This window comes from Klebsiella sp. CN_Kp100 (assembly GCF_040065315.1).
Lineage (GTDB): Bacteria > Pseudomonadota > Gammaproteobacteria > Enterobacterales > Enterobacteriaceae > Klebsiella > Klebsiella oxytoca.
On record NZ_JBEAIJ010000007.1, the window covers coordinates 22,843 to 42,877 of the forward strand.

The following is a 20,035-nucleotide window of genomic DNA, read 5'->3' on the forward strand; positions in this document are numbered from 1 at the left end:
TATGCCTGACAACAAAAAACAAGGGCGTTCAAACAAGACGATGACGTTCTTTGTCTGCTTCCTCGCCGCACTGGCAGGCCTGCTATTTGGCCTGGATATTGGTGTTATTGCGGGTGCCTTACCCTTTATTGCCAACGAGTTCCAGATAAGCGCTCATACGCAGGAATGGGTAGTAAGCTCCATGATGTTCGGCGCCGCCGTCGGCGCGGTCGGCAGCGGCTGGCTCTCCTTCAAACTCGGGCGTAAAAAAAGCCTGATGATTGGCGCCATCCTGTTCGTTGCCGGTTCCCTGTTCTCCGCCGCCGCCCCGAATGTGGAAGTCCTGCTCATTTCCCGCGTGCTGCTCGGCCTCGCCGTTGGCGTCGCTTCCTACACGGCCCCGCTGTATTTGTCGGAAATTGCGCCGGAAAAAATCCGCGGCAGCATGATTTCGATGTACCAGCTGATGATCACCATTGGTATTCTCGGGGCGTATCTTTCGGATACCGCTTTCAGCTACAGCGGCGCCTGGCGCTGGATGCTCGGGGTGATCATTATCCCGGCGGTGCTGCTGCTGATTGGCGTGGTTTTCCTGCCGGACAGCCCGCGCTGGTTTGCCGCTAAGCGCCGCTTTGTCGATGCCGAACGCGTCCTGCTGCGCCTGCGCGACACCAGCGCTGAAGCGAAACGCGAGCTGGATGAGATCCGCGAAAGCCTGAAGGTAAAACAGTCCGGCTGGTCGCTGTTCAAAGAAAACAGCAACTTCCGCCGCGCGGTGTTCCTCGGCGTCCTGCTGCAGGTGATGCAACAGTTCACCGGTATGAACGTCATCATGTACTACGCGCCGAAGATTTTTGAACTGGCGGGCTATGCCAACACCACCGAACAGATGTGGGGGACCGTCATCGTCGGTCTGACCAACGTTCTGGCGACCTTTATCGCCATCGGACTGGTTGACCGCTGGGGCCGTAAACCGACGCTGATCCTCGGCTTTATCGTCATGGCACTCGGCATGGGCGTGCTGGGCAGCATGATGCATATCGGCATCCACTCCGCCACGGCGCAGTACTTTGCCGTCCTGATGCTGCTGATGTTCATCGTGGGTTTTGCGATGAGCGCCGGCCCGCTGATTTGGGTGCTGTGCTCCGAAATCCAGCCGCTGAAAGGGCGTGATTTCGGTATCACCTGCTCAACGGCGACCAACTGGATTGCCAACATGATCGTCGGCGCGACCTTCCTGACGATGCTGAACTCGCTGGGCAGCGCCAACACCTTCTGGGTCTATGGCGGCCTTAACATCCTGTTCATCTTCCTGACTCTGTGGTTGATCCCGGAAACCAAAAACGTTTCGCTGGAACATATTGAACGTAATCTGATGAAAGGCCGTAAACTGCGCGAAATCGGCGCGCGCGACTAGTACGATACACGCTTCCTCCCCTCCGGGAGGAAGCTTCTTCTTGCTCTCCTCATCCCGCCGCACTATCCTCTGGCGCTATGAAAACACCCCGAATTCCCATTGCCCTTCAACAGGCCGTTATGCGCAGCCTGCGGGAAAATCTTGCCAAAGCGAACCTCAAGCTGGGACGACATTACCCTGAACCGGTGCTGGTTTATCAGCAGCGGGGAACCTCCGCCGGTACCGCCTGGCTGGAGAAAAACGAAATTCGCCTTAACCCGGTGCTGCTGCTGGAAAACCAGCAGGCTTTTATCGACGAAGTCGTGCCGCACGAGCTGGCCCATCTGCTGGTATGGAAACACTTTGGCCGCGTGGCGCCGCACGGAAAAGAGTGGAAATGGATGATGGAGAGCGTACTGGGCGTACCGGCGCTGCGTACTCATCGTTTCGAACTCGATTCTGTCCGTAAAAATACCTTCCCCTACCGCTGCCAGTGTCAGCAGCATCAGCTTACCGTTCGCCGCCACAACCGCGTGATGCGCGGTGAGGCCACCTATCGCTGCGTGCGCTGCGGCGACGTGCTGGTGGCGGAAAAGTAATCTCCGGAAATAACTGGAAATTTTCTGATCTGACTGATTGCATCAGGCAATCACATTCGTTACGTTGCGGGCTCGTTTTGACACGGAGTTAACGATGTCCCGTATTTATATTTTTGCTGCCGCGTTTCTTAGCGCGGCGGCGTGTGCCCCGCTTGCTGCGGAGGGAATCAACAGTTTTTCTCAGGCCAAAGCCGCTGGCGTCAAGGTCAACGCCGACGTCCCCGGCGATTTCTACTGCGGCTGTAAAATCAACTGGCAGGGGAAAAAGGGCGTTATCGATCTGGAATCATGCGGCTATAAAGTGCGTAAAAATGAGAACCGCGCCAGCCGGGTAGAGTGGGAACACGTGGTTCCGGCCTGGCAGTTTGGTCACCAGCTTCAATGCTGGCAGGACGGCGGGCGGAAAAACTGCGCCAAAGATCCGGTCTATCGCAAGATGGAAAGCGACATGCATAACCTGCAGCCGGCGGTTGGCGAGGTCAACGGCGATCGCGCCAACTTTATGTACAGCCAGTGGAACGGTGGCGAAGGCCAGTACGGCCAGTGCGCGATGAAGGTTGATTTTAAAGATAAAGTTGCCGAGCCGCCGGCTCGCGCCCGGGGCGCGATTGCCCGCACCTACTTCTATATGCGCGACCGCTACCAGCTCAATCTTTCCCGCCAGCAAACCCAGCTGTTTACCGCCTGGAATAAGCTGTACCCGGTAACACGCTGGGAATGCGAACGCGACGCGCGTATTGCAAAAGTTCAGGGCAACCATAATCCTTACGTTCTGCAGGCTTGCCAGGCGCAAAAGAGCTAACCTACACTAGCGGCAATTGTTAATTTGCAGCTTCACGCTTCCCTCTTTAATGAGGGAAGACAATATCTGCGCGAAGAACGGAATATCAAGCATGCGCATCCCTCGCATCCATCACCCGGAACTCATTACCACGGGTAGCCAGATAGCCCTCTCCGACGACGCGGCCAACCATGTCGGTCGCGTTTTACGGATGGGTAAAGGCCAGGCAATCGAGCTTTTTGACGGCAGCAATCAGGTCTTCGAGGCGGTCATTGTCGAGGCAGGTAAGAAACATGTGCTGGTTGAAGTACAGAGCGGCAAAATCGATAACCGCGAATCCCCTCTGCATATCCATTTAGGCCAGGTGATGTCACGCGGCGAAAAAATGGAATTCACCATCCAGAAATCGATCGAACTTGGCGTAAGCCTCATAACGCCACTGTTTTCCGAACGCTGTGGCGTTAAACTGGACGCCGAACGTTTGCACAAGAAGATTCAGCAGTGGCAGAAAATCGCCATTGCCGCCTGCGAGCAAAGCGGCCGCAACGTGGTGCCGGAGATCCGCCCGGCAATGCAGCTCGAAACCTGGTGCGCGGAGCAGGACGAGGGCCTGAAGCTCAATTTACACCCTCGCGCCAGCGCCAGCATCAATACGCTGCCGCTGCCGGTCGAACGTATCCGACTGCTGATCGGTCCGGAAGGCGGGCTTTCGGCAGAAGAGATAGCGATGACCGCTCGCTACCAGTTTACTGATATCCTGTTGGGACCGCGCGTTCTGCGTACAGAGACAACTGCGCTCACTGCCATTACCGCCCTGCAGGTGCGTTTTGGCGACTTAGGTTGAAGCGTTAACGGAGAAGAACAATGATTAAGCTCGGCATCGTGATGGACCCCATCGCAACCATCAACATCAAGAAAGACACCAGCTTCGCTATGTTGCTGGAAGGGCAGCGTCGCGGCTATGAACTCCACTATATGGAGATGAACGATCTGTACTTAATCAACGGTGAAGCCCGCGCCCGTACGCGCAAGCTGAGCGTCGAGCAGAACTACGACAAATGGTACGAGTTCAACGGCGAGCAGGATCTGCCTCTGGCGGACCTGGACGTCATTCTGATGCGTAAAGATCCGCCGTTTGATACCGAGTTTATCTATGCGACCTACATCCTCGAACGCGCCGAAGAGAAAGGCACGCTTATCGTCAATAAGCCGCAGAGCCTGCGCGACTGTAACGAAAAGCTGTTTACCGCCTGGTTCTCCGAGCTGACGCCGGAAACGCTGGTCACCCGCAATAAAGCTCAGCTGAAAGCCTTCTGGGAAAAGCACGGCGATGTCATCCTCAAGCCGCTGGACGGCATGGGCGGTACCTCCATTTTCCGCGTGAAAGAGGGTGACCCTAACCTCGGCGTGATTACCGAGACCCTGACCGAGCTGGGCAGCCGCTACTGCATGGCGCAGAACTATCTGCCGGCCATTAAAGACGGCGATAAGCGCGTACTGGTCGTGGACGGCGAGCCGGTTCCTTACTGCCTGGCCCGTATTCCGCAGGGTTGCGAAACTCGCGGCAACCTCGCCGCCGGCGGCCGTGGCGAAGCGCGCCCCCTGACCGAAAGCGACTGGGCTATCGCCCGCCGCGTAGGCCCGACGCTGAAGGCCAAAGGCTTAATCTTCGTCGGCCTGGATATCATCGGCGATCGCCTGACGGAAATTAACGTCACCAGCCCAACCTGCGTACGTGAAATCGAAGCCGCCTTCCCGATTTCCATCACCGGGATGCTGATGGACGCCATCGAAAAGCGCCTCAATAAATAACGCGCTCATTCAGGCTATGGGCCAACGCCTGTAGCCTGAAGCTCGCTTCAGAGATTCACTTTCAGGCTCAGACAGGCAATGGCCGTGACGCCTGCAAGATAAAGTGAATCGACACTCTCTTGCTTTACCCGCATACTGGGTGCTGCTTTTTTGAACCAGGAACAGAACCTCTGACAATGAATTTACAGCATCACTTTCTGATTGCCATGCCTGCTCTCCAGGACCCGATGTTCCGTCGCTCCGTAGTCTATATCTGCGAGTATAACGATGACGGCGCCATGGGCATCATCATCAATAAGCCGATGGAAAATCTGCAGGTTGAAGGGATCCTGGAGAAGTTAAAAATCACGCCTGAGCCGCGCAATCCCGAGATCCGCCTGGATAAACCGGTGATGGTTGGCGGCCCGCTGGCCGAGGACCGGGGTTTTATACTGCACTCGCCGCCCTCTGACTTTTCTTCCAGCATTCGTATTTCCGATAATACGGTGATCACCACCTCCCGCGACGTGCTCGAAACGCTGGGCACGGATAAACAGCCGGACAACGTGCTGGTTGCGCTGGGCTATGCCTCCTGGGAGAAAGGTCAGTTGGAGCAAGAGATACTGGATAACGCCTGGCTCACCGCACCGGCGGATCGGAACATTTTGTTCAATACGCCAATAGCCGACCGCTGGCGCGAGGCTGCGAAGCTGATCGGCATCGATATCGTCACCATGCCGGCCGCAGCGGGGCATGCCTGATGAGCGGAACGTTTTTAGGCTTTGATTTTGGTACCAAAAGCATCGGCGTCGCCGTAGGGCAGCGCATCACCGGCACTGCCCGCCCCCTGCCCGCATTGAAGGCGCAGGACGGCAAACCTGACTGGAATATTATCGAGAAGCTGCTCAAAGAGTGGCAGCCCGAAAAGGTGGTTGTCGGCCTGCCGCTGAATATGGACGGTACGGAGCAACCTCTGACCGCGCGCGCGCGCAACTTCGCGAATAAAATCCATGGCCGTTTCGGCGTGCAGATAATCCTGCACGATGAGCGTCTGAGCACGGTGGAAGCCAGAGCCGGGTTATTTGAACACGGTGGATTCCGTGCGCTCAATAAAGGCAGCATTGATTCAGCGTCCGCTGTCATTATTCTGGAAAGCTACTTCGAGCAGGGCTTCTGATCCTGAATGCTGGCGCCACATCGCAGCGACAGGCGCCATCATCCTGATTCAGTTTTTAGTGACGCAGATGCTCATTCGCCCAGCTGACCGCCTGGGTTCGGTTCTTCACGCTTAGCTTACGGAACACGTTGTACAGATGGGTACGCACCGTGTTTTCGCTGATAAACAGCGCGCGAGCAATATCCATATTGGTCGCCCCGCAGCGAAGTTCATTAAGGATTTCACATTCGCGCTCGGTCAGCGGCGAACTTTCCACAGGCACCGATTGATGATCCGCTGCGTACATAGCCGGGTGCATTACGCTCAATTCAGCCGTCTGTTCGCCGTTAAGCACAGCTTTAACGCCCTCAATTAAGCGCAATTCATCATCGTCGTGACGGAAAACGCCATAAAGCGCTGGCCACTGTGCCATTTCGTAGAGCTCATACTTTTGTGCGCTGTTGATAATCAATAAACGGGGGTTATCTACCTGCAGGCGAATAATATCACGCCACACGCTATTCAACTTTTTATTTGAAACCGCAATATCAAATAATATTACAGAATCTTTCACAAGTCGTTGCGCGAGGGGTTTGTTAATATTTTGCAGGATCACTGTAGCAGATAACCTGTCAGCCAGCCAGGTTGCAAATGCCTTGCTTTGAATTGAGGGGTGAGTAATAAAGGTAACCTGATGAGAAAGAACTGAATCCTCAGAAAAATTAATCACTTAAAACTCTCCTTAGTTGATACCCGCCTTCATAGCGGTTAAATGAATTAACAAGAATACCATCGCCGGTGTATTTATAAATAAAAACCAAATTTACACTTTGAAACAATATTCCATGGGAATTTTCCTATCCCTGTAAACAGCATAAATCGAATACCTTGAGAGAGTCAAAAGATTATCAAACTTTTTTCCTGGTTATGGGAGGTTTATGTCAATTCGTTTTTCATAGCCTACATTATTCGGCTTAATTCCATATGGTTCTTTGTAATATAAAATAATAATACCGAACATTAATAAAACATTATCATAACAAGCCATTGGTAAGATGTCTGAATATAAAAAATGCAGCTATAAAAGACCCGCTGCCGTACGTTGCTGAAAGCTTTGCGTAAATGTTTGCATGCCAGATTGCTGCCCGGTTTGCATCACGCCGGGCAGCTGATGCGTTTTTCCCTCCCGGATCAAATTCGCCACTGCTGGGGTATTAACTAAAAGCTCGTATAGCGCAACTCTGCCGCCTGCAGCATCCGGAAACAATTTTTGTGCCAGTACCGCGCACAAACTTCCCGCCAGCTGGCTGCGAACCTGCTCTTTCTCCTGGGCGGGAAAAACATCCACCAGCCTTTCAACCGCCTGCGCCGCGCCGCGCGTATGCAGCGTCGCCATAACCAGATGTCCGGTCTCCGCCGCCGTAAGTGCCAGGCGGATAGTTTCGCTATCGCGCAGTTCCCCTAACAGAATGACGTCCGGATCCTGACGCAGCGCAGCGCGTAACGCCGCGGCAAAGGAGGGGCAGTGGCGGCCGATTTCCCGCTGCTGGATCAGGCAACGCTCGCTGTGGTGAATAAATTCGACCGGATCTTCCAGCGTCAGGATATGACCATTGAGGCGCTGATTAAGATAGCCCACCATCGCCGCCAGGGTAGTTGATTTCCCGCTGCCGGTGGCGCCCGTGACGAGGATAAGCCCGCTCTCCTCATTGAGCAGCTCGCTTAAGGCGGCTGGTACACCGAGCGCCTCCAGCTGCGGGCAGGTTTCCGCCAGCAGACGCAGCGCCAGCGACAGGCCGCGGCTGTGGGCAAATGCGCTGGCGCGAAGGCGTGGCCCGCCAGCCGGCGCTAAAGCGAAATCGACCTGCCCGCTGGCCTGCCACTGCGCGAGCTGCTCGGCGTTGAGCCAGTCATGGAGTATTTTGCTGATATCAGGGGAGGTAAAAGGCGCAGGCTCCAGCTTTCCCTGGCGACGCCAGCGCGGCGCTGAAGCATTGCACAGGTGTAGATCGGAGACGTTATGCTTTACACTAAGGGCCACTATTTCTTCCAGTTCCATAACTCATCCTCGGTATATGAACGATATTGCGCATAACCTGGCACAGGTCCGGGACAAAATCTCAGCCGCTGCCGCACGCTGCGGCCGTGCTCCAGAAGAAGTTACGCTGCTTGCAGTCAGTAAAACGAAACCTGCGAGCGCTATCGAAGAAGCGATGGCCGCAGGCCAGGTCGCGTTTGGCGAAAACTATGTTCAGGAAGGGGTGGAAAAAATCCGCTACTTTCAGGAGACCGGGGCAAGCGGGCTGCAGTGGCACTTTATTGGTCCGCTGCAGTCCAACAAAAGCCGCCTCGTGGCCGAACATTTTGACTGGTGTCATACCGTCGATCGACTCAAAATCGCCGCTCGCCTCAGTGAACAGCGCCCTGCCGACATGCCGCCGCTCAACGTGCTGATTCAAATCAACATTAGCGATGAGCAGAGCAAGTCGGGTATTCCGCCTGCAGAGCTGGACGCGCTGGCGGCAGAGATCGCTAAATTGCCGAATCTGCAGCTGCGCGGTTTAATGGCCATCCCCGCGCCTGAGTCAGAATATGTAAGGCAGTTTGCCGTCGCCCAACAAATGGCGGTAGCATTTGCGCGGCTAAAAACGCACTACCCTACCGTCGATACGTTGTCGCTGGGAATGTCGGATGATATGGAAGCCGCCATCGCGGCGGGAAGCACTATGGTGCGCATCGGAACCGCAATTTTCGGCGCGCGCGACTACAGCAAAAAATAAGGAATCTGAGGAACGCCATGAAGACGTTGACTTTCCTGCTCTCAACGGTCATTGAGCTTTATACAATGGTCGTGTTGTTACGCGTCTGGATGCAATGGGCGCGCTGCGACTTTTATAACCCGTTTTCGCAGTTCGTGGTCAAAGCTACGCAGCCTGTCGTTGGGCCGCTACGCCGCATTATCCCGGCGATGGGGCCGCTCGACAGCGCCTCCCTGCTGGTCGCCTTTATTCTCTGCGTCGTGAAAGCTATCGTCCTGTTTATGGTCGTCACCTTCCAGCCGATTATCTGGATCTCCGCGCTGCTGATCCTTATCAAAACCGTCGGCTCGCTGATCTTCTGGGTTCTTCTGTTAATGGCGATTATGAGCTGGGTAAGCCAGGGCCGTAGCCCGGTGGAATATGTTCTGATGCAGCTGGCAGACCCGCTGCTGCGCCCTATCCGCAGGCTGCTGCCCTCAATGGGCGGAATTGATTTCTCGCCGATGGTGCTGGTTCTGCTGCTGTACGTGATCAATATGGGTATCGCCGAACTGTTGCAGGCTACCGGTAACGTTCTGCTTCCGGGGCTGTGGATGGCGCTATGAGTGCTGTCCAGGCCTGCGCTGACGGTCTGGTCTTAAGGCTGTATATTCAGCCTAAGGCCAGCCGCGACAGCATCGTTGGTTTACATGGCGACGAGCTCAAAGTCGCCATTACCGCGCCACCCGTTGACGGCCAGGCCAACGCCCATCTGGTAAAATTTCTCGCCAAACAGTTTCGCGTAGCAAAAAGCCAGGTGCTTATTGAGAAGGGCGAACTGGGTCGCCACAAACAGATAAAAATCATTCATCCGCAGCAGATCCCCGACGGGGTCGCTGCGCTGACAGAATAGACAGGATCTCTTATGCAAAAAGTTGTTCTCGCCACCGGCAATCCCGGTAAAGTGCGCGAGCTGGCCTCGCTGCTGGCAGATTTTGGCCTCGATATCGTGGCGCAAACCGAACTGGGCGTGGATTCCGCAGAGGAAACCGGCCTCACGTTTATCGAAAACGCCATTCTTAAAGCGCGCCACGCCGCGCAGATTACCGGCCTTCCGGCTATCGCCGATGACTCAGGTCTGGCCGTCGATGCGTTAGGCGGCGCGCCTGGCATCTATTCTGCCCGCTATTCCGGTGAAGATGCGACCGACCAGCGCAATCTGGAAAAACTGCTCGACGCGCTACGCGACGTGCCGGACGATAAGCGCCAGGCGCAGTTCCACTGCGTGCTGGTCTATCTGCGCCATGCGGAAGATCCCACGCCGCTGGTGTGCCACGGCAGTTGGCCAGGCATCATCGCTCGCCAGGCCGCCGGCAGCGGCGGCTTTGGTTACGATCCGATTTTCTTTGTTCCGACGGAAGGTAAAACCGCAGCGGAGCTGAGCCGTGAAGAGAAGAGCGCCATTTCCCACCGCGGACGAGCGCTGAAACTGTTACTGGAAGCCTTACGTAATGGCTAATTTGCCGCCCCTGAGCCTCTACATTCACATCCCGTGGTGCGTGCAGAAATGCCCGTACTGCGATTTCAACTCGCATGCGTTGAAGGGCGAAGTGCCGCATGATGACTATGTCCAGCATCTGCTGAACGATCTGCGCGCCGACGTCCACTATGCGCAGGGACGTGAAATCGGGACGATTTTTATTGGCGGCGGTACGCCGAGCCTGCTCTCCGGCCCGGCGATGCAAACCCTACTCGATGGCGTACGCGCGGCTCTTCCGCTGGCGGCCGGAGCCGAAATCACGATGGAAGCCAACCCCGGCACCGTGGAAGCGGATCGCTTCGTGGAGTATCAGCGCGCCGGCATTAATCGCATCTCCATCGGCGTACAGAGCTTTAGCGAGCAAAAGCTGCAGCGTCTGGGGCGCATTCATGGGCCACAGGAAGCCAAACGCGCGGCAAACCTGGCAAGCGGTCTGGGACTGCGCAGCTTTAACCTCGATTTAATGCATGGTCTGCCGGACCAGTCTCTGGAAGAGGCGCTGGACGACCTGCGCCAGGCGATTGCGCTCAATCCGCCGCATCTCTCCTGGTATCAGTTGACCATTGAACCAAATACCCTGTTTGGTTCGCGACCGCCGGTCCTGCCTGACGACGATGCGCTGTGGGATATTTATGAACAGGGGCATAGCCTGCTTAGCGCCGCGGGCTACCGGCAATATGAAACTTCCGCCTATGCAAAACCGGGATATCAGTGCCAGCATAATCTGAACTACTGGCGCTTTGGCGACTACCTGGGCATTGGCTGCGGCGCGCACGGTAAAGTGACGTTTGCGGACGGACGCATTCTGCGGACGGCGAAAACCCGCCACCCGCGCGGCTATATGGAAGGCCGTTACCTGGAGCGCCAGCATGATGTAGAGAACGCAGATAAACCGTTTGAGTTCTTTATGAACCGTTTCCGCCTGCTCGAAGCGGCGCCACGGGATGAATTCAGCCGCTTTACCGGCCTCGACGAGCGGACGATCCGCCCGCAAATCGATGCCGCTATTGCCCAGGGCTATCTGACGGAAGATGAAGGCTGCTGGCAGATTACCGAGCACGGTAAGCTATTTTTGAACTCCCTTCTCGAATTATTCCTCAGCGAATAAACCTCTCCCTGATTATCCCGTTATATAAATAGCGGGATAATTAATTATTCGTTTTTCCCGAAATATTAATATCGTAATTCCCGAAGAATCTCAGTTCAGCATTCTTAATAAAAATTAATTCACATTCATTTATAGAAAATAAATATAACCTAACGCACAAAATACGCATTTCATCGTCTCATTGGGAAAAAGTGTGAGTCAGACAGCTTAAAGGTGTACGACAACCAGGATAATATGTCATACAGAAACAAAGAATGACTCTTTAGATATTGACCAATTAACCTAAGTGCATGGAGCCGACTCATGAAAAAACTCTCGTTTTCTCGTTCTCTGGTGTGTGTTTCTTTGCTTGCCCTGCTCTCAGCGGGCGCCAGCGGAGCTGAAAAAGTTACGTTAAAACTGGCACATAACCTTGAACGCAGCCACGTTGTTCATCAGGCGTTTGAGCAGATGGCGAAAGAGGTTAACCAACTTTCCAACGGCAATATGAAAATCCGCATTTACCCCAGTAGCCAGATGGGCAGCGCGCGTGAAACGATGGAGTTATTACAAAACGGCGCACTGGATATGACGAAAGGTTCCGCCAGCGACCTGGAGTCATTTGATAACGTCTACGCGATATATAATTTACCGTTCCTGTTCAAGGATCAGAATCACTTCAATAAAGTCGTCTTCGGTGAAGTGGGTAAAGAAATAATGGAGTCCACGAAAGATAAAGGATTCTTTGCCCTTTCCGCTTATGTTGCCGGGACCCGAAGTTTTTATGCTAAAAAACCCATTACTAAACCGGAAGATTTAAAAGGGCTGAAAATCCGCGTCCAGGCCAGTCCGACCACGTTGAAAATGATCGAATTAATGGGCGGTTCGCCAACGCCAATTTCGTTTGGTGAAGTCTATACCGCGATGCAGCAGGGCGTAGTGGACGGCGCGGAAAATAACGTACCTTCCTGGGTGCAAACGCGCCATATCGAAATCGCTAAGGTTTTCTCAGAAGATGAACATGCCTCCATCCCGGACTTCCTCGTTATCTCCAGCAAAACCTGGGACAAGCTGACGCCGGAGCAGCAGCAAATCCTGAACGAGGCGGCGAAAGCCTCAGAGGCCTATCAGCAAAAACTGTGGGACAAAATTGACGCCGACACCCGCGCGCAGGCCAAAGCCATGGGCGGCGAAATTATCAAAGTTGATAAAGCACCGTTCCGCGCCGCCGTTCAACCGCTCTTTGATGACTTCAAAAAAGATCCGAAGCAGGCGGCTCTGCTGGCCAAATTTGAAGCTGCTGCTGAATAACACTTAGCGGGCCAGCCGCTGGCCCCTTTCACCGGGAACTCAAAGATGATACTTAACCGCATAAAGCTGGCGGTGGACCGCACGATCGCCGCATTCTCCGTCGCCGTTATGATTGCGCTGGTGGTCTGCGTCGTCTGGCAGGTATTTAGCCGCTACGTGCTAAACCAGCCAAGCACCCTGACCGACGAACTGGCGCGCTTTTTAATGATTTGGGTCGGGCTGCTGGGTGCGGCATATACCGTCGGCGCCCAGCGTCATCTGGCTATCGATTTACTGGCGATGACGCTCCCTCCTCGCAGGCAGGCGCTTCTCAGCGTCATCATTAATCTGCTGATCTTTATTTTTGCTGGTTCAGTAATTGTGACCGGCGGCGTGAAGCTGATTGAGAAAACGCTATCGACGTCCCAGGTCTCAGCGGCGATGCAAATCCCCATGGGCTACGTGTATCTGATCCTGCCGCTAACCGGGATCATTATGATGTTCTACGCGTTGTGTTTTATCAGCACCGGACTGAAAAACATGAAGCACTCTGCAGCGGGGGCAAATTGATGGACAGCTATATCGCACTGATGCTATTTGGCTCTTTCTTTATTCTGGTTTTTATTGGCGTACCTATCTCCTTCTCCATTGGCATCGCTACCGTCGGTTCGATGCTGCTGATGTTCCCCTGGGATATCGCAGTGATTACCGTTTCTCAGCGCCTGGCAAACGGCCTCGATAACTTCGCGCTGCTGGCGATTCCATTCTTTATCTTTGCCGGAACCCTGATGAACAGCGGCGGGATTGCCATACGTTTAATCAATCTGGCCCAGGTGATGGTCGGACGCGTGCCGGGCTCTCTGGGCCACGTCAACGTGCTGGCCAATATGATGTTCGGCTCGATTTCAGGCTCAGCGGTCGCCGCCGCCGCCGCGGTCGGCGGCACGCTCAACCCCATACAGACGCAGAAAGGCTACGATCCGGCCTTCTCTACGGCGGTGAACGTCTCATCCTGCATCACGGGTCTGCTTATTCCGCCGTCAAACGTACTGATCGTCTTTTCCCTGACCGCAGGCGGCGTCTCGGTGGCCTCGCTGTTTATGGCCGGCTATTTGCCGGGCATCCTGATGGGCCTGGCTATTATGGTGGTCTGTGCCGTCATTGCTAAACGTCGCGGCTATCCGGTTTCCGAGCGTCCGACCTGCGCCCAGGCGGCAAAAGCGTTTTTCGATGCTCTGCCCAGCCTGCTGCTGGTCATCATTGTGATGGGCGGGATCCTTGGCGGCATTTTTACCGCGACGGAAGCCTCTGCCATCGCCGTGGTCTACACCTTTATCCTGTCGGTACTGATATATCGGGAAGTGAAGTGGCGCGATCTGCCGAAGCTGATTCTGGAATCGGTAGTCATGACCTCTATTGTGCTGCTGCTGATTGGCTTTTCCGTGGGCATGTCGTGGGCGATGACCAACGCCGACATTCCCTACATGATAAGCGACGCGCTAATGGGCGTTTCTGAAAACCCGGTGGTGATTCTGCTGCTGATAAATATCGTGCTGTTAATCGTCGGGATCTTTATGGATATGACCCCAGCGGTGCTGATTTTCACTCCAATATTCCTGCCAATCGCGCAGGACCTGGGGATGGATCCGGTGCACTTCGGTATTATGATGGTCGCCAATCTGTGTATCGGGCTGCTCACCCCACCAGTTGGCAGCGCGTTGTTCGTTGGCTGTTCTATTTCTGGCGTCAAAATTCAGCAGTTGATCAAACCGCTGCTGCCGTTCTACGCCGCCCTGCTGATCGCGCTGATGATGATTGTCTATATCCCGCAGATTTCGCTGTTTATTCCGCAGCTGCTGGGGCTGATGTAGCGTTATTGCCCTGGAAAGGAGGGGACGCATTCCTGAGGAAGAATGGGCGTTAGACCTTGAGCTAACGCTTCTGCCGGGCGACGGCTCTAGCGCCGTGCCCGGCCGACAAAAGCTTCAATAGCAAAATATTCTGTCATCCGACAAGCTCATACGCGCCAGGCGCAGCCGGGCCATTCCGAACCTGACCCGGCTACTTTAGAACCCCGTTGCGGCGCATCTTCTCCAGCCCCTCCTGCCAGTATTTTTCGTCGCGAGCCAACTCCCGGTAGCGGATCTCCAGCGCCATCAGCTGCGCGTTCAGTTCGCCTTTTTGCTTCTGCAGCGGCGCTATCTTTTTATCGCGCGCGGCCATCTCCGCTTTGATATTTTCACTCATCTCTTTATGCTGGCGATAATAGTTACGCTTCTGCTCATTCAGCACGGCATCGCGCTCGGCGCGCAGCGGCGCGGCATCGCAAACCGCTTTTTTCTGACAGGCGGCCAGTGCGGGTTCATAGAGAGTTTTGTAGTAATGATTCTCGAACTTCAGCGGATCGTTTTGCCGGTCTACTTCATACATTTTTTCCAGCATCGCCTGCTGCACGTCGCTGCGATCGAGCGGCTTGCCGTTCGCATCCGTACCCCATGAACGGTTAATCCGCTCCTCTAACGCGGCGATCTCGGTTTTCAGCGCATCCTGTTGCCCTTGCAGCGTCTTCATCGTGGCTTTGCTGGCGGCAAAGCTGGCGTCAATTTTGGCAAATTGCGCCATAAACTTGTGGTCATTGACGATCAGGGTTTTACTTTCATCCCCTCCGATTTCCTTAAAGGTTCTCCCGCCCCTCTTCGCCGCCATCTGCAGCGAAAAGAATTCGGTCTGCCAGCCGGAGTCTTTGGTCCCTACCGCGGTCATCATGGCGGAGAACTTTACCGGCCGCCCCCTGGTCCAGACTCGCTCATAAAAAAAGTAATCTCCCGCGACGCCGACGCGAATATAGAGATCTTCCGCGGCGGCCATATCGCCTTCCAGCATATAGGTCGCCTGATTTCCCCTGGCGTCTAGCTGCTTCAGCGTCACGTTTTGCAAGCGCATAATCCCGCCAGTCTGTTCAGCAAACTGCTGTTTTACCACGTCGTCTGTTGGCGTGTTGGCATCCGCCAGCACGTGACAAGGGGAAGCGATCATCAGGACGGTGAGCGTTTTCCATGCATATTTCATCAGCAAATTCCTTTTATGAATACAGCAGGCATCATAAGGAGTTCGCCACCGCAGGCAGGATAAATGAAATCTGATTTTGCTACCTGCGGACGCAGGTAGCGGAATAAAACTTACTTTAACGACCCCACCAGCGCTTTGCGGCTATCCTCAAGGGAAACCACGCGGCTGCAGACATCCTTACCAAACTGCTGGAAATCGGCTTCCTGATTTTTCCATTCATCCTGAATGGCGGTTTGCAGGCCGCCAAGGCTGCCGAGGATCCCCTGCAGCGGGTTACCGCCGCCTTTGAGAACCGCCTTCGCGCCCATCTCGTTGATGCTGTCCTGCAGGATGCCGCCCATCGCCTGGTTTACCAGCTGCTGGCCGTCGGCGCGCACCTGATCGATAGCTTTATAGTGGAACGTCAGGCCATCGTTACGATGTTCAATTATGCGGCTCATTTGCGCTTTCAGCTGCGCATCAAGCTTGGTCAGGCGGCTATGCATGCTGCTGCTGGCCCCTACCTGTTCGGTAATAATTTTATCCAGCGCGGCGCGGCCTTTTTCTACCCGCGAGCGTGCGCCTTCATCAATCCACGGCAGGCTGCTGCGCAGGCTGGCCTGATAGTCCTGAGCCTGTTCGCGCTGAGCGGCGTTCAGAGAATACGCTTTCCCGTTAAAGCTCAGGCTGCCGTCCGGCTTAATCACCAGATCGCCATTTTCGCCTTTCACCTGCACCTGCTGCGGGCTGAGGATGACATCGTCACGCGGTGTGACGCTACACTGGTAGTCCGCATGCGCGGACAAAGCGGTGACGGAAAGCGCCACAGCTAACAGCGTTTTGCGCATCATTTAACTCCCTTCAGACAAAACGGGCCGGCAGTTGCCGACCCTTGTCAAACTTAGTCCCACCAGATATCAAAAAGTTCGCTGGTGCGTACATCGGCCAGCCCGCGGTCTTCCAGCCATTTACGCACAATGGCCTGGTGCTCCTCGGTGCATTTACCGATTTCCTGCAGGCAGATCAGGCCTTCCCAGGAGAGATAGCCGCTGCCGTCAAAGGCCAGCTTATTAGGCTCAATCACCTCATCAATCAGATCGTTAACGGTCTGGTCGATCTGCTCTTCGCTGGTTCCTTCCGCGAAACGCCACGCGACGGAAAAACCCACTTCCTGAAATTCGTCGATATGCATTTTTTTACGCAGACGACGGCTACGATTCGTTGCCATTATTTCACCCTCTCGAACATTAAGTCCCATACGCCGTGGCCAAGACGATGGCCACGCTGTTCAAATTTGGTTACCGGGCGCGATTCCGGGCGCGGCACATAGTCGTTGCTTTCTGACCGGTTGCGATATCCTTCAAGCGAGGACATCACTTCCAGCATATGCTCGGCATAGGGCTCCCAGTCGGTCGCCATATGGAAAACGCCGCCCAGCTTCAGTTTACTTTTCACCAGTTCGGCAAAAGGCGGCTGAACGATCCGGCGCTTATTATGACGCGCTTTGTGCCACGGGTCAGGGAAAAACAGCTGCACCATGCTCAGGGAGTTATCGGGGATCATCGCGTGCAGCACTTCTACCGCATCGTGGCACATAACGCGCAGATTTTGCACGCCCTCTTCTTCAGCAGACGCCAGACAGGCGCCGACGCCAGGAGAGTGCACTTCAATGCCGAGGAAATTCTGCTGCGGCTTCTCTTTCGCCATCGCCACCAGCGAAGCGCCCATACCAAAACCAATCTCCAGCGTGATGGGCGCTTCACGGCCAAACAGCGCGGCAAAATCGAGCGGCGCATCGTTAAATTCAACGCCCATCACCGGCCAAATGGTGTCCAGCGCGTGCTGCTGACCTTTAGTCAGGCGGCCCTGACGACGGACGAAGCTGCGAATACGGCGCAGCGGACGGCCGTTTTCATCGAATTCCGGAGATATGACGTCGTTTTTCATAAAAGTTAAGTCTGCTTGTGAGAGTGTTCGGAAAACGGGCATTATCCAAAGTTACCCGGCGGATGCAAGGGTTTACAGCCTCTCGCCCTTGTGCTGCAATCTGCCACCTTATAATCGCTATCCCGGAGCCGTAGCTTTGACTTTTCTCGCCGCGCAATTTTCAGCCCAGGTACTGGACTGGTACGACAAATACGGACGTAAAACCCTGCCCTGGCAAATCGGCAAGACGCCCTACAAAGTATGGCTCTCCGAGGTGATGTTGCAACAAACGCAGGTGGCGACGGTTATCCCCTATTTTGAGCGCTTTATGGCGCGTTTCCCAACAATTACCGATCTGGCCAATGCGCCACTCGATGAAGTCCTCCATCTGTGGACCGGGCTGGGCTATTACGCCCGCGCGCGCAATCTGCATAAAGCGGCGCAGCAGGTGGCCACCCTGCACGGCGGAAACTTCCCGCAAACTTTTGATGAAGTCGCCGCGCTGCCGGGCGTGGGTCGTTCCACCGCCGGGGCGATTTTATCCCTTTCTCTCGGTCAGCATTATCCGATTCTCGACGGCAACGTGAAGCGCGTGCTCGCGCGCTGCTATGCTGTCAGCGGTTGGCCGGGGAAAAAAGAGGTTGAGAAACGCCTGTGGGATATTAGTGAGGACGTGACGCCAGCGAAAGGGGTTGAGCGTTTTAACCAGGCCATGATGGACCTCGGGGCGATGGTGTGTACCCGCTCTAAGCCCAAATGCGAGCTCTGTCCGCTGAATAACGGCTGCGTGGCCTACGCCAGTCATTCATGGGCTCAATATCCAGGCAAAAAACCGAAACAGACGATCCCGGAACGTACCGGCTATTTCCTGCTGATGCAGCACGGCGATGAGGTATTTCTCTGCCAGCGCCCGCCGGTGGGTTTATGGGGCGGATTGTTCTGCTTCCCGCAGTTTGAAGATGAAGATGCGCTGCGGCAGTGGCTGGCGCAGCGCCAGATTAAGGCCGATAATCTGACGCAATTAACCGCGTTTCGCCACACTTTCAGCCATTTCCATCTGGATATTGTGCCGATGTGGCTTACAGTGCACTCATCCGGCGCATGCATGGATGAAGGGGGCGCACTCTGGTATAACTTAGCGCAGCCGCCGTCCGTCGGTCTGGCGGCCCCCGTGGAGCGCTTGTTGCAACAGTTAAAAGCCGGAGCACCGGTTTAGCTTTCTGGCGATTAAAGAGGATTAAGAATGAGCAGAACGATTTTTTGTACTTTCCTGCAGCGTGAAGCCGATGGCCAGGATTTTCAGCTGTATCCGGGCGAACTGGGCAAACGTATCTATAACGAAATCTCTAAAGAAGCCTGGGCCCAGTGGCAGCATAAACAGACGATGCTGATCAACGAGAAAAAACTCAGCATGATGAACCCCGAGCATCGCAAACTGCTGGAGCAGGAGATGGTTCAGTTCCTGTTTGAAGGTAAAGACGTACACATCGAAGGCTATACGCCGCCAGAAAAACAGTAAGGGCCTGACGGCCCTTTACCACAACAAACACAACACGCACTCCCGGAATGATGAAAAAATACTTAGCGCTAGCGCTGATTGCGCCTTTGCTCGTTTCGTGTTCCAGCTCAACCAAAAAAGGCGCCGAGTATAACGAGGCGTGGGTGAAGGACACCAACGGCTTTGATATTCTGATGGGCCAGTTCGCCCATAACATCGAGAACATTTGGGGTTATAACGAAGTTCTGCTCGCCGGGCCGAAAGACTACGTCAAATACACCGACCAGTATCAAACCCGCAGCCACATCAACTTTGACGCCGGGACGATTACCGTCGAAACCATCGCCGGCACCGACCCGGCCGGGCGTCTGCGCCAGGCGATTATTAAAACCCTGCTGATGGGCGACGACCCTAACTCCATCGACCTCTATTCCGACGTCGATGACATTCAGATCTCAAAAGAACCGTTCCTGTATGGTCAGGTCGTGGATAACACCGGTGAGTCGATTCGCTGGGAGTGGCGCGCCTCACGCTTTGCGGACTACCTGCTGCAAACGCGTCTGAAAAGCCGCAGCAACGGTCCGCGCATGATCTACAGCATCACCATCAACCTGGTGCCGAACCATCTCGACAAACGTGCGCATAAATACATTGGCATGGTCCGTCAGGCGTCGCGCAAATATGGCGTTGATGAGTCGCTGATCCTGGCGATTATGCAAACCGAATCGTCCTTTAACCCCTATGCAGTCAGCCATGCCGACGCGCTGGGGCTGATGCAGGTGGTGCAGCACAGTGCCGGGAAGGATGTGTTCCGCTCGCAGGGGAAATCCGGCCTGCCGAGCCGCAGCTATCTGTTCGATCCGGCCAATAATATCGATACAGGGACCGCCTATCTGGCCATGCTGAACAACGTCTATCTGGCCGGTATTGCTAACCCCACCTCGCGTCGCTATGCGGTGATTACCGCCTATAACGGCGGCGCGGGCAGCGTGCTGCGGGTCTTCTCCAGCGATAAGATTCAGGCCGCGAATATCATCAATAATATGACGCCGGGCGACGTTTATCAGACCATCACCAGCCGTCACCCGTCCGCCGAATCGCGCCGTTATCTCTACAAGGTAAACACCGCGCAAAAAGGCTACCGCCGCAAGTAATCCTCTGCCAACGCCCTTGTTTCCTCAAGGGCGCCTTCCTTCTGCTATACAC

General features: G+C 54.9%; 24 protein-coding genes. 18 read left to right on the top strand and 6 right to left on the bottom strand.

All coding sequences use genetic code 11. The annotated features are described in order from the left end of the window. Position 1 precedes the first annotated feature (1 nt). From ABLV12_RS06910 to ruvX, 7 genes are all read left to right on the top strand, one after another. A complete protein-coding gene (locus ABLV12_RS06910) occupies positions 2–1,396 on the top strand; it encodes a sugar porter family MFS transporter (RefSeq protein WP_004105696.1) in 1,395 nt (464 codons plus the stop codon). 77 nt (positions 1,397–1,473) lie between these two features. Then, positions 1,474–1,974 carry a SprT family zinc-dependent metalloprotease gene (locus ABLV12_RS06915; RefSeq protein WP_024274713.1) on the top strand — a complete coding sequence of 167 codons (501 nt, stop codon included), beginning with the start codon at positions 1,474–1,476 and terminating at the stop codon, positions 1,972–1,974. Positions 1,975–2,068: 94 nt separating this feature from the next. Further along, positions 2,069–2,776, top strand: coding sequence for a deoxyribonuclease I (gene endA / locus ABLV12_RS06920; RefSeq protein ID WP_004115375.1), 708 nt, complete (start codon positions 2,069–2,071; stop codon positions 2,774–2,776). A gap of 91 nt (positions 2,777–2,867) precedes the next feature. After that, positions 2,868–3,599 carry a 16S rRNA (uracil(1498)-N(3))-methyltransferase gene (gene rsmE, locus ABLV12_RS06925; protein ID WP_348866937.1) on the top strand — a complete coding sequence of 244 codons (732 nt, stop codon included), beginning with the start codon at positions 2,868–2,870 and terminating at the stop codon, positions 3,597–3,599. Between the two features lie 20 nt (positions 3,600–3,619). Next, positions 3,620–4,567, top strand: a complete 948-nt coding sequence (gshB, locus tag ABLV12_RS06930; protein ID WP_348866939.1) for a glutathione synthase — start codon at positions 3,620–3,622, stop codon at positions 4,565–4,567. Between the two features lie 176 nt (positions 4,568–4,743). Beyond that, on the top strand, positions 4,744–5,307 hold the full coding sequence (locus ABLV12_RS06935) for a YqgE/AlgH family protein (RefSeq protein WP_004105705.1): 564 nt from the start codon (positions 4,744–4,746) through the stop codon (positions 5,305–5,307). Further along, positions 5,307–5,723 carry a Holliday junction resolvase RuvX gene (ruvX, locus tag ABLV12_RS06940; protein WP_004105707.1) on the top strand — a complete coding sequence of 139 codons (417 nt, stop codon included), beginning with the start codon at positions 5,307–5,309 and terminating at the stop codon, positions 5,721–5,723. The genes ABLV12_RS06935 and ruvX overlap by 1 nt, the downstream gene beginning before the upstream one ends. A gap of 55 nt (positions 5,724–5,778) precedes the next feature. Here ruvX and ABLV12_RS06945 read toward each other — a convergent pair whose 3' ends face one another. Together ABLV12_RS06945 and ABLV12_RS06950 are read right to left on the bottom strand one after the other, a co-directional pair. After that, entirely contained in the window at positions 5,779–6,432 is a 654-nt protein-coding gene (locus ABLV12_RS06945; RefSeq protein WP_064356378.1) for a LuxR C-terminal-related transcriptional regulator, read from the bottom strand. A 348-nt stretch (positions 6,433–6,780) separates the two neighbouring features. Then, positions 6,781–7,761, bottom strand: a complete 981-nt coding sequence (locus ABLV12_RS06950; protein WP_004105710.1) for a type IV pilus twitching motility protein PilT — start codon at positions 7,759–7,761, stop codon at positions 6,781–6,783. Positions 7,762–7,777: 16 nt separating this feature from the next. Between ABLV12_RS06950 and ABLV12_RS06955 the strand changes: the two genes are divergently transcribed. The 8 genes from ABLV12_RS06955 to ABLV12_RS06990 all read left to right on the top strand — a co-directional run bounded on the left by ABLV12_RS06955 (position 7,778) and on the right by ABLV12_RS06990 (position 14,228). Next, positions 7,778–8,482 carry a YggS family pyridoxal phosphate-dependent enzyme gene (locus tag ABLV12_RS06955; RefSeq protein WP_016807917.1) on the top strand — a complete coding sequence of 235 codons (705 nt, stop codon included), beginning with the start codon at positions 7,778–7,780 and terminating at the stop codon, positions 8,480–8,482. A gap of 17 nt (positions 8,483–8,499) precedes the next feature. Then, the gene (locus ABLV12_RS06960; protein WP_004105714.1) at positions 8,500–9,066 is read left to right on the top strand and encodes a YggT family protein; all 567 of its coding nucleotides are present in this window, start codon (positions 8,500–8,502) and stop codon (positions 9,064–9,066) included. Continuing rightward, positions 9,063–9,353 carry a DUF167 family protein YggU gene (gene yggU / locus ABLV12_RS06965; RefSeq protein ID WP_004105716.1) on the top strand — a complete coding sequence of 97 codons (291 nt, stop codon included), beginning with the start codon at positions 9,063–9,065 and terminating at the stop codon, positions 9,351–9,353. The genes ABLV12_RS06960 and yggU overlap by 4 nt, the downstream gene beginning before the upstream one ends. 12 nt (positions 9,354–9,365) lie before the next feature. Then, positions 9,366–9,959: an XTP/dITP diphosphatase gene (locus ABLV12_RS06970; RefSeq protein ID WP_004105717.1), complete on the top strand. Its 594-nt coding sequence runs from the start codon at positions 9,366–9,368 to the stop codon at positions 9,957–9,959. Further along, a complete protein-coding gene (gene hemW / locus ABLV12_RS06975) occupies positions 9,952–11,088 on the top strand; it encodes a radical SAM family heme chaperone HemW (RefSeq protein ID WP_160887729.1) in 1,137 nt (378 codons plus the stop codon). The genes ABLV12_RS06970 and hemW overlap by 8 nt, the downstream gene beginning before the upstream one ends. Positions 11,089–11,391: 303 nt before the next feature. Continuing rightward, positions 11,392–12,378 carry a TRAP transporter substrate-binding protein gene (locus tag ABLV12_RS06980; protein ID WP_335270424.1) on the top strand — a complete coding sequence of 329 codons (987 nt, stop codon included), beginning with the start codon at positions 11,392–11,394 and terminating at the stop codon, positions 12,376–12,378. 45 nt (positions 12,379–12,423) lie between these two features. Next, complete coding sequence (locus tag ABLV12_RS06985) at positions 12,424–12,927, top strand: TRAP transporter small permease (RefSeq protein WP_004105723.1); 504 nt, start codon at positions 12,424–12,426, stop codon at positions 12,925–12,927. Further along, positions 12,927–14,228 (top strand): TRAP transporter large permease subunit, encoded by a 1,302-nt coding sequence (locus ABLV12_RS06990; protein WP_004105725.1) that lies wholly within the window; start codon positions 12,927–12,929, stop codon positions 14,226–14,228. The genes ABLV12_RS06985 and ABLV12_RS06990 overlap by 1 nt, the downstream gene beginning before the upstream one ends. Positions 14,229–14,418: 190 nt before the next feature. Here ABLV12_RS06990 and ABLV12_RS06995 read toward each other — a convergent pair whose 3' ends face one another. The 4 genes from ABLV12_RS06995 to trmB form a co-directional block, all read right to left on the bottom strand. After that, a complete protein-coding gene (locus tag ABLV12_RS06995) occupies positions 14,419–15,426 on the bottom strand; it encodes a DUF1202 family protein (protein WP_016807918.1) in 1,008 nt (335 codons plus the stop codon). Between the two features lie 110 nt (positions 15,427–15,536). Beyond that, the gene (locus tag ABLV12_RS07000) at positions 15,537–16,256 is read right to left on the bottom strand and encodes a DUF2884 domain-containing protein (RefSeq protein ID WP_017145429.1); all 720 of its coding nucleotides are present in this window, start codon (positions 16,254–16,256) and stop codon (positions 15,537–15,539) included. Between the two features lie 50 nt (positions 16,257–16,306). Next, positions 16,307–16,633, bottom strand: a complete 327-nt coding sequence (locus ABLV12_RS07005) for a YggL family protein (RefSeq protein WP_004105731.1) — start codon at positions 16,631–16,633, stop codon at positions 16,307–16,309. Beyond that, positions 16,633–17,352 carry a tRNA (guanosine(46)-N7)-methyltransferase TrmB gene (trmB, locus tag ABLV12_RS07010; protein ID WP_004115399.1) on the bottom strand — a complete coding sequence of 240 codons (720 nt, stop codon included), beginning with the start codon at positions 17,350–17,352 and terminating at the stop codon, positions 16,633–16,635. Before trmB ends, ABLV12_RS07005 begins: the two co-directional genes overlap by 1 nt. A gap of 136 nt (positions 17,353–17,488) precedes the next feature. On the opposite strand from trmB, the gene mutY reads away from it, so the two are divergent. The 3 genes from mutY to mltC are packed head-to-tail and all read left to right on the top strand — an operon-like array spanning position 17,489 to position 19,983. Then, the gene (mutY, locus tag ABLV12_RS07015) at positions 17,489–18,547 is read left to right on the top strand and encodes an A/G-specific adenine glycosylase (protein WP_004105734.1); all 1,059 of its coding nucleotides are present in this window, start codon (positions 17,489–17,491) and stop codon (positions 18,545–18,547) included. 27 nt (positions 18,548–18,574) lie between these two features. After that, positions 18,575–18,850 carry an oxidative damage protection protein gene (locus ABLV12_RS07020; RefSeq protein WP_004105744.1) on the top strand — a complete coding sequence of 92 codons (276 nt, stop codon included), beginning with the start codon at positions 18,575–18,577 and terminating at the stop codon, positions 18,848–18,850. 47 nt (positions 18,851–18,897) lie between these two features. Beyond that, positions 18,898–19,983 carry a membrane-bound lytic murein transglycosylase MltC gene (gene mltC, locus ABLV12_RS07025; RefSeq protein ID WP_004105745.1) on the top strand — a complete coding sequence of 362 codons (1,086 nt, stop codon included), beginning with the start codon at positions 18,898–18,900 and terminating at the stop codon, positions 19,981–19,983. Positions 19,984–20,035: the final 52 nt, after the last annotated feature.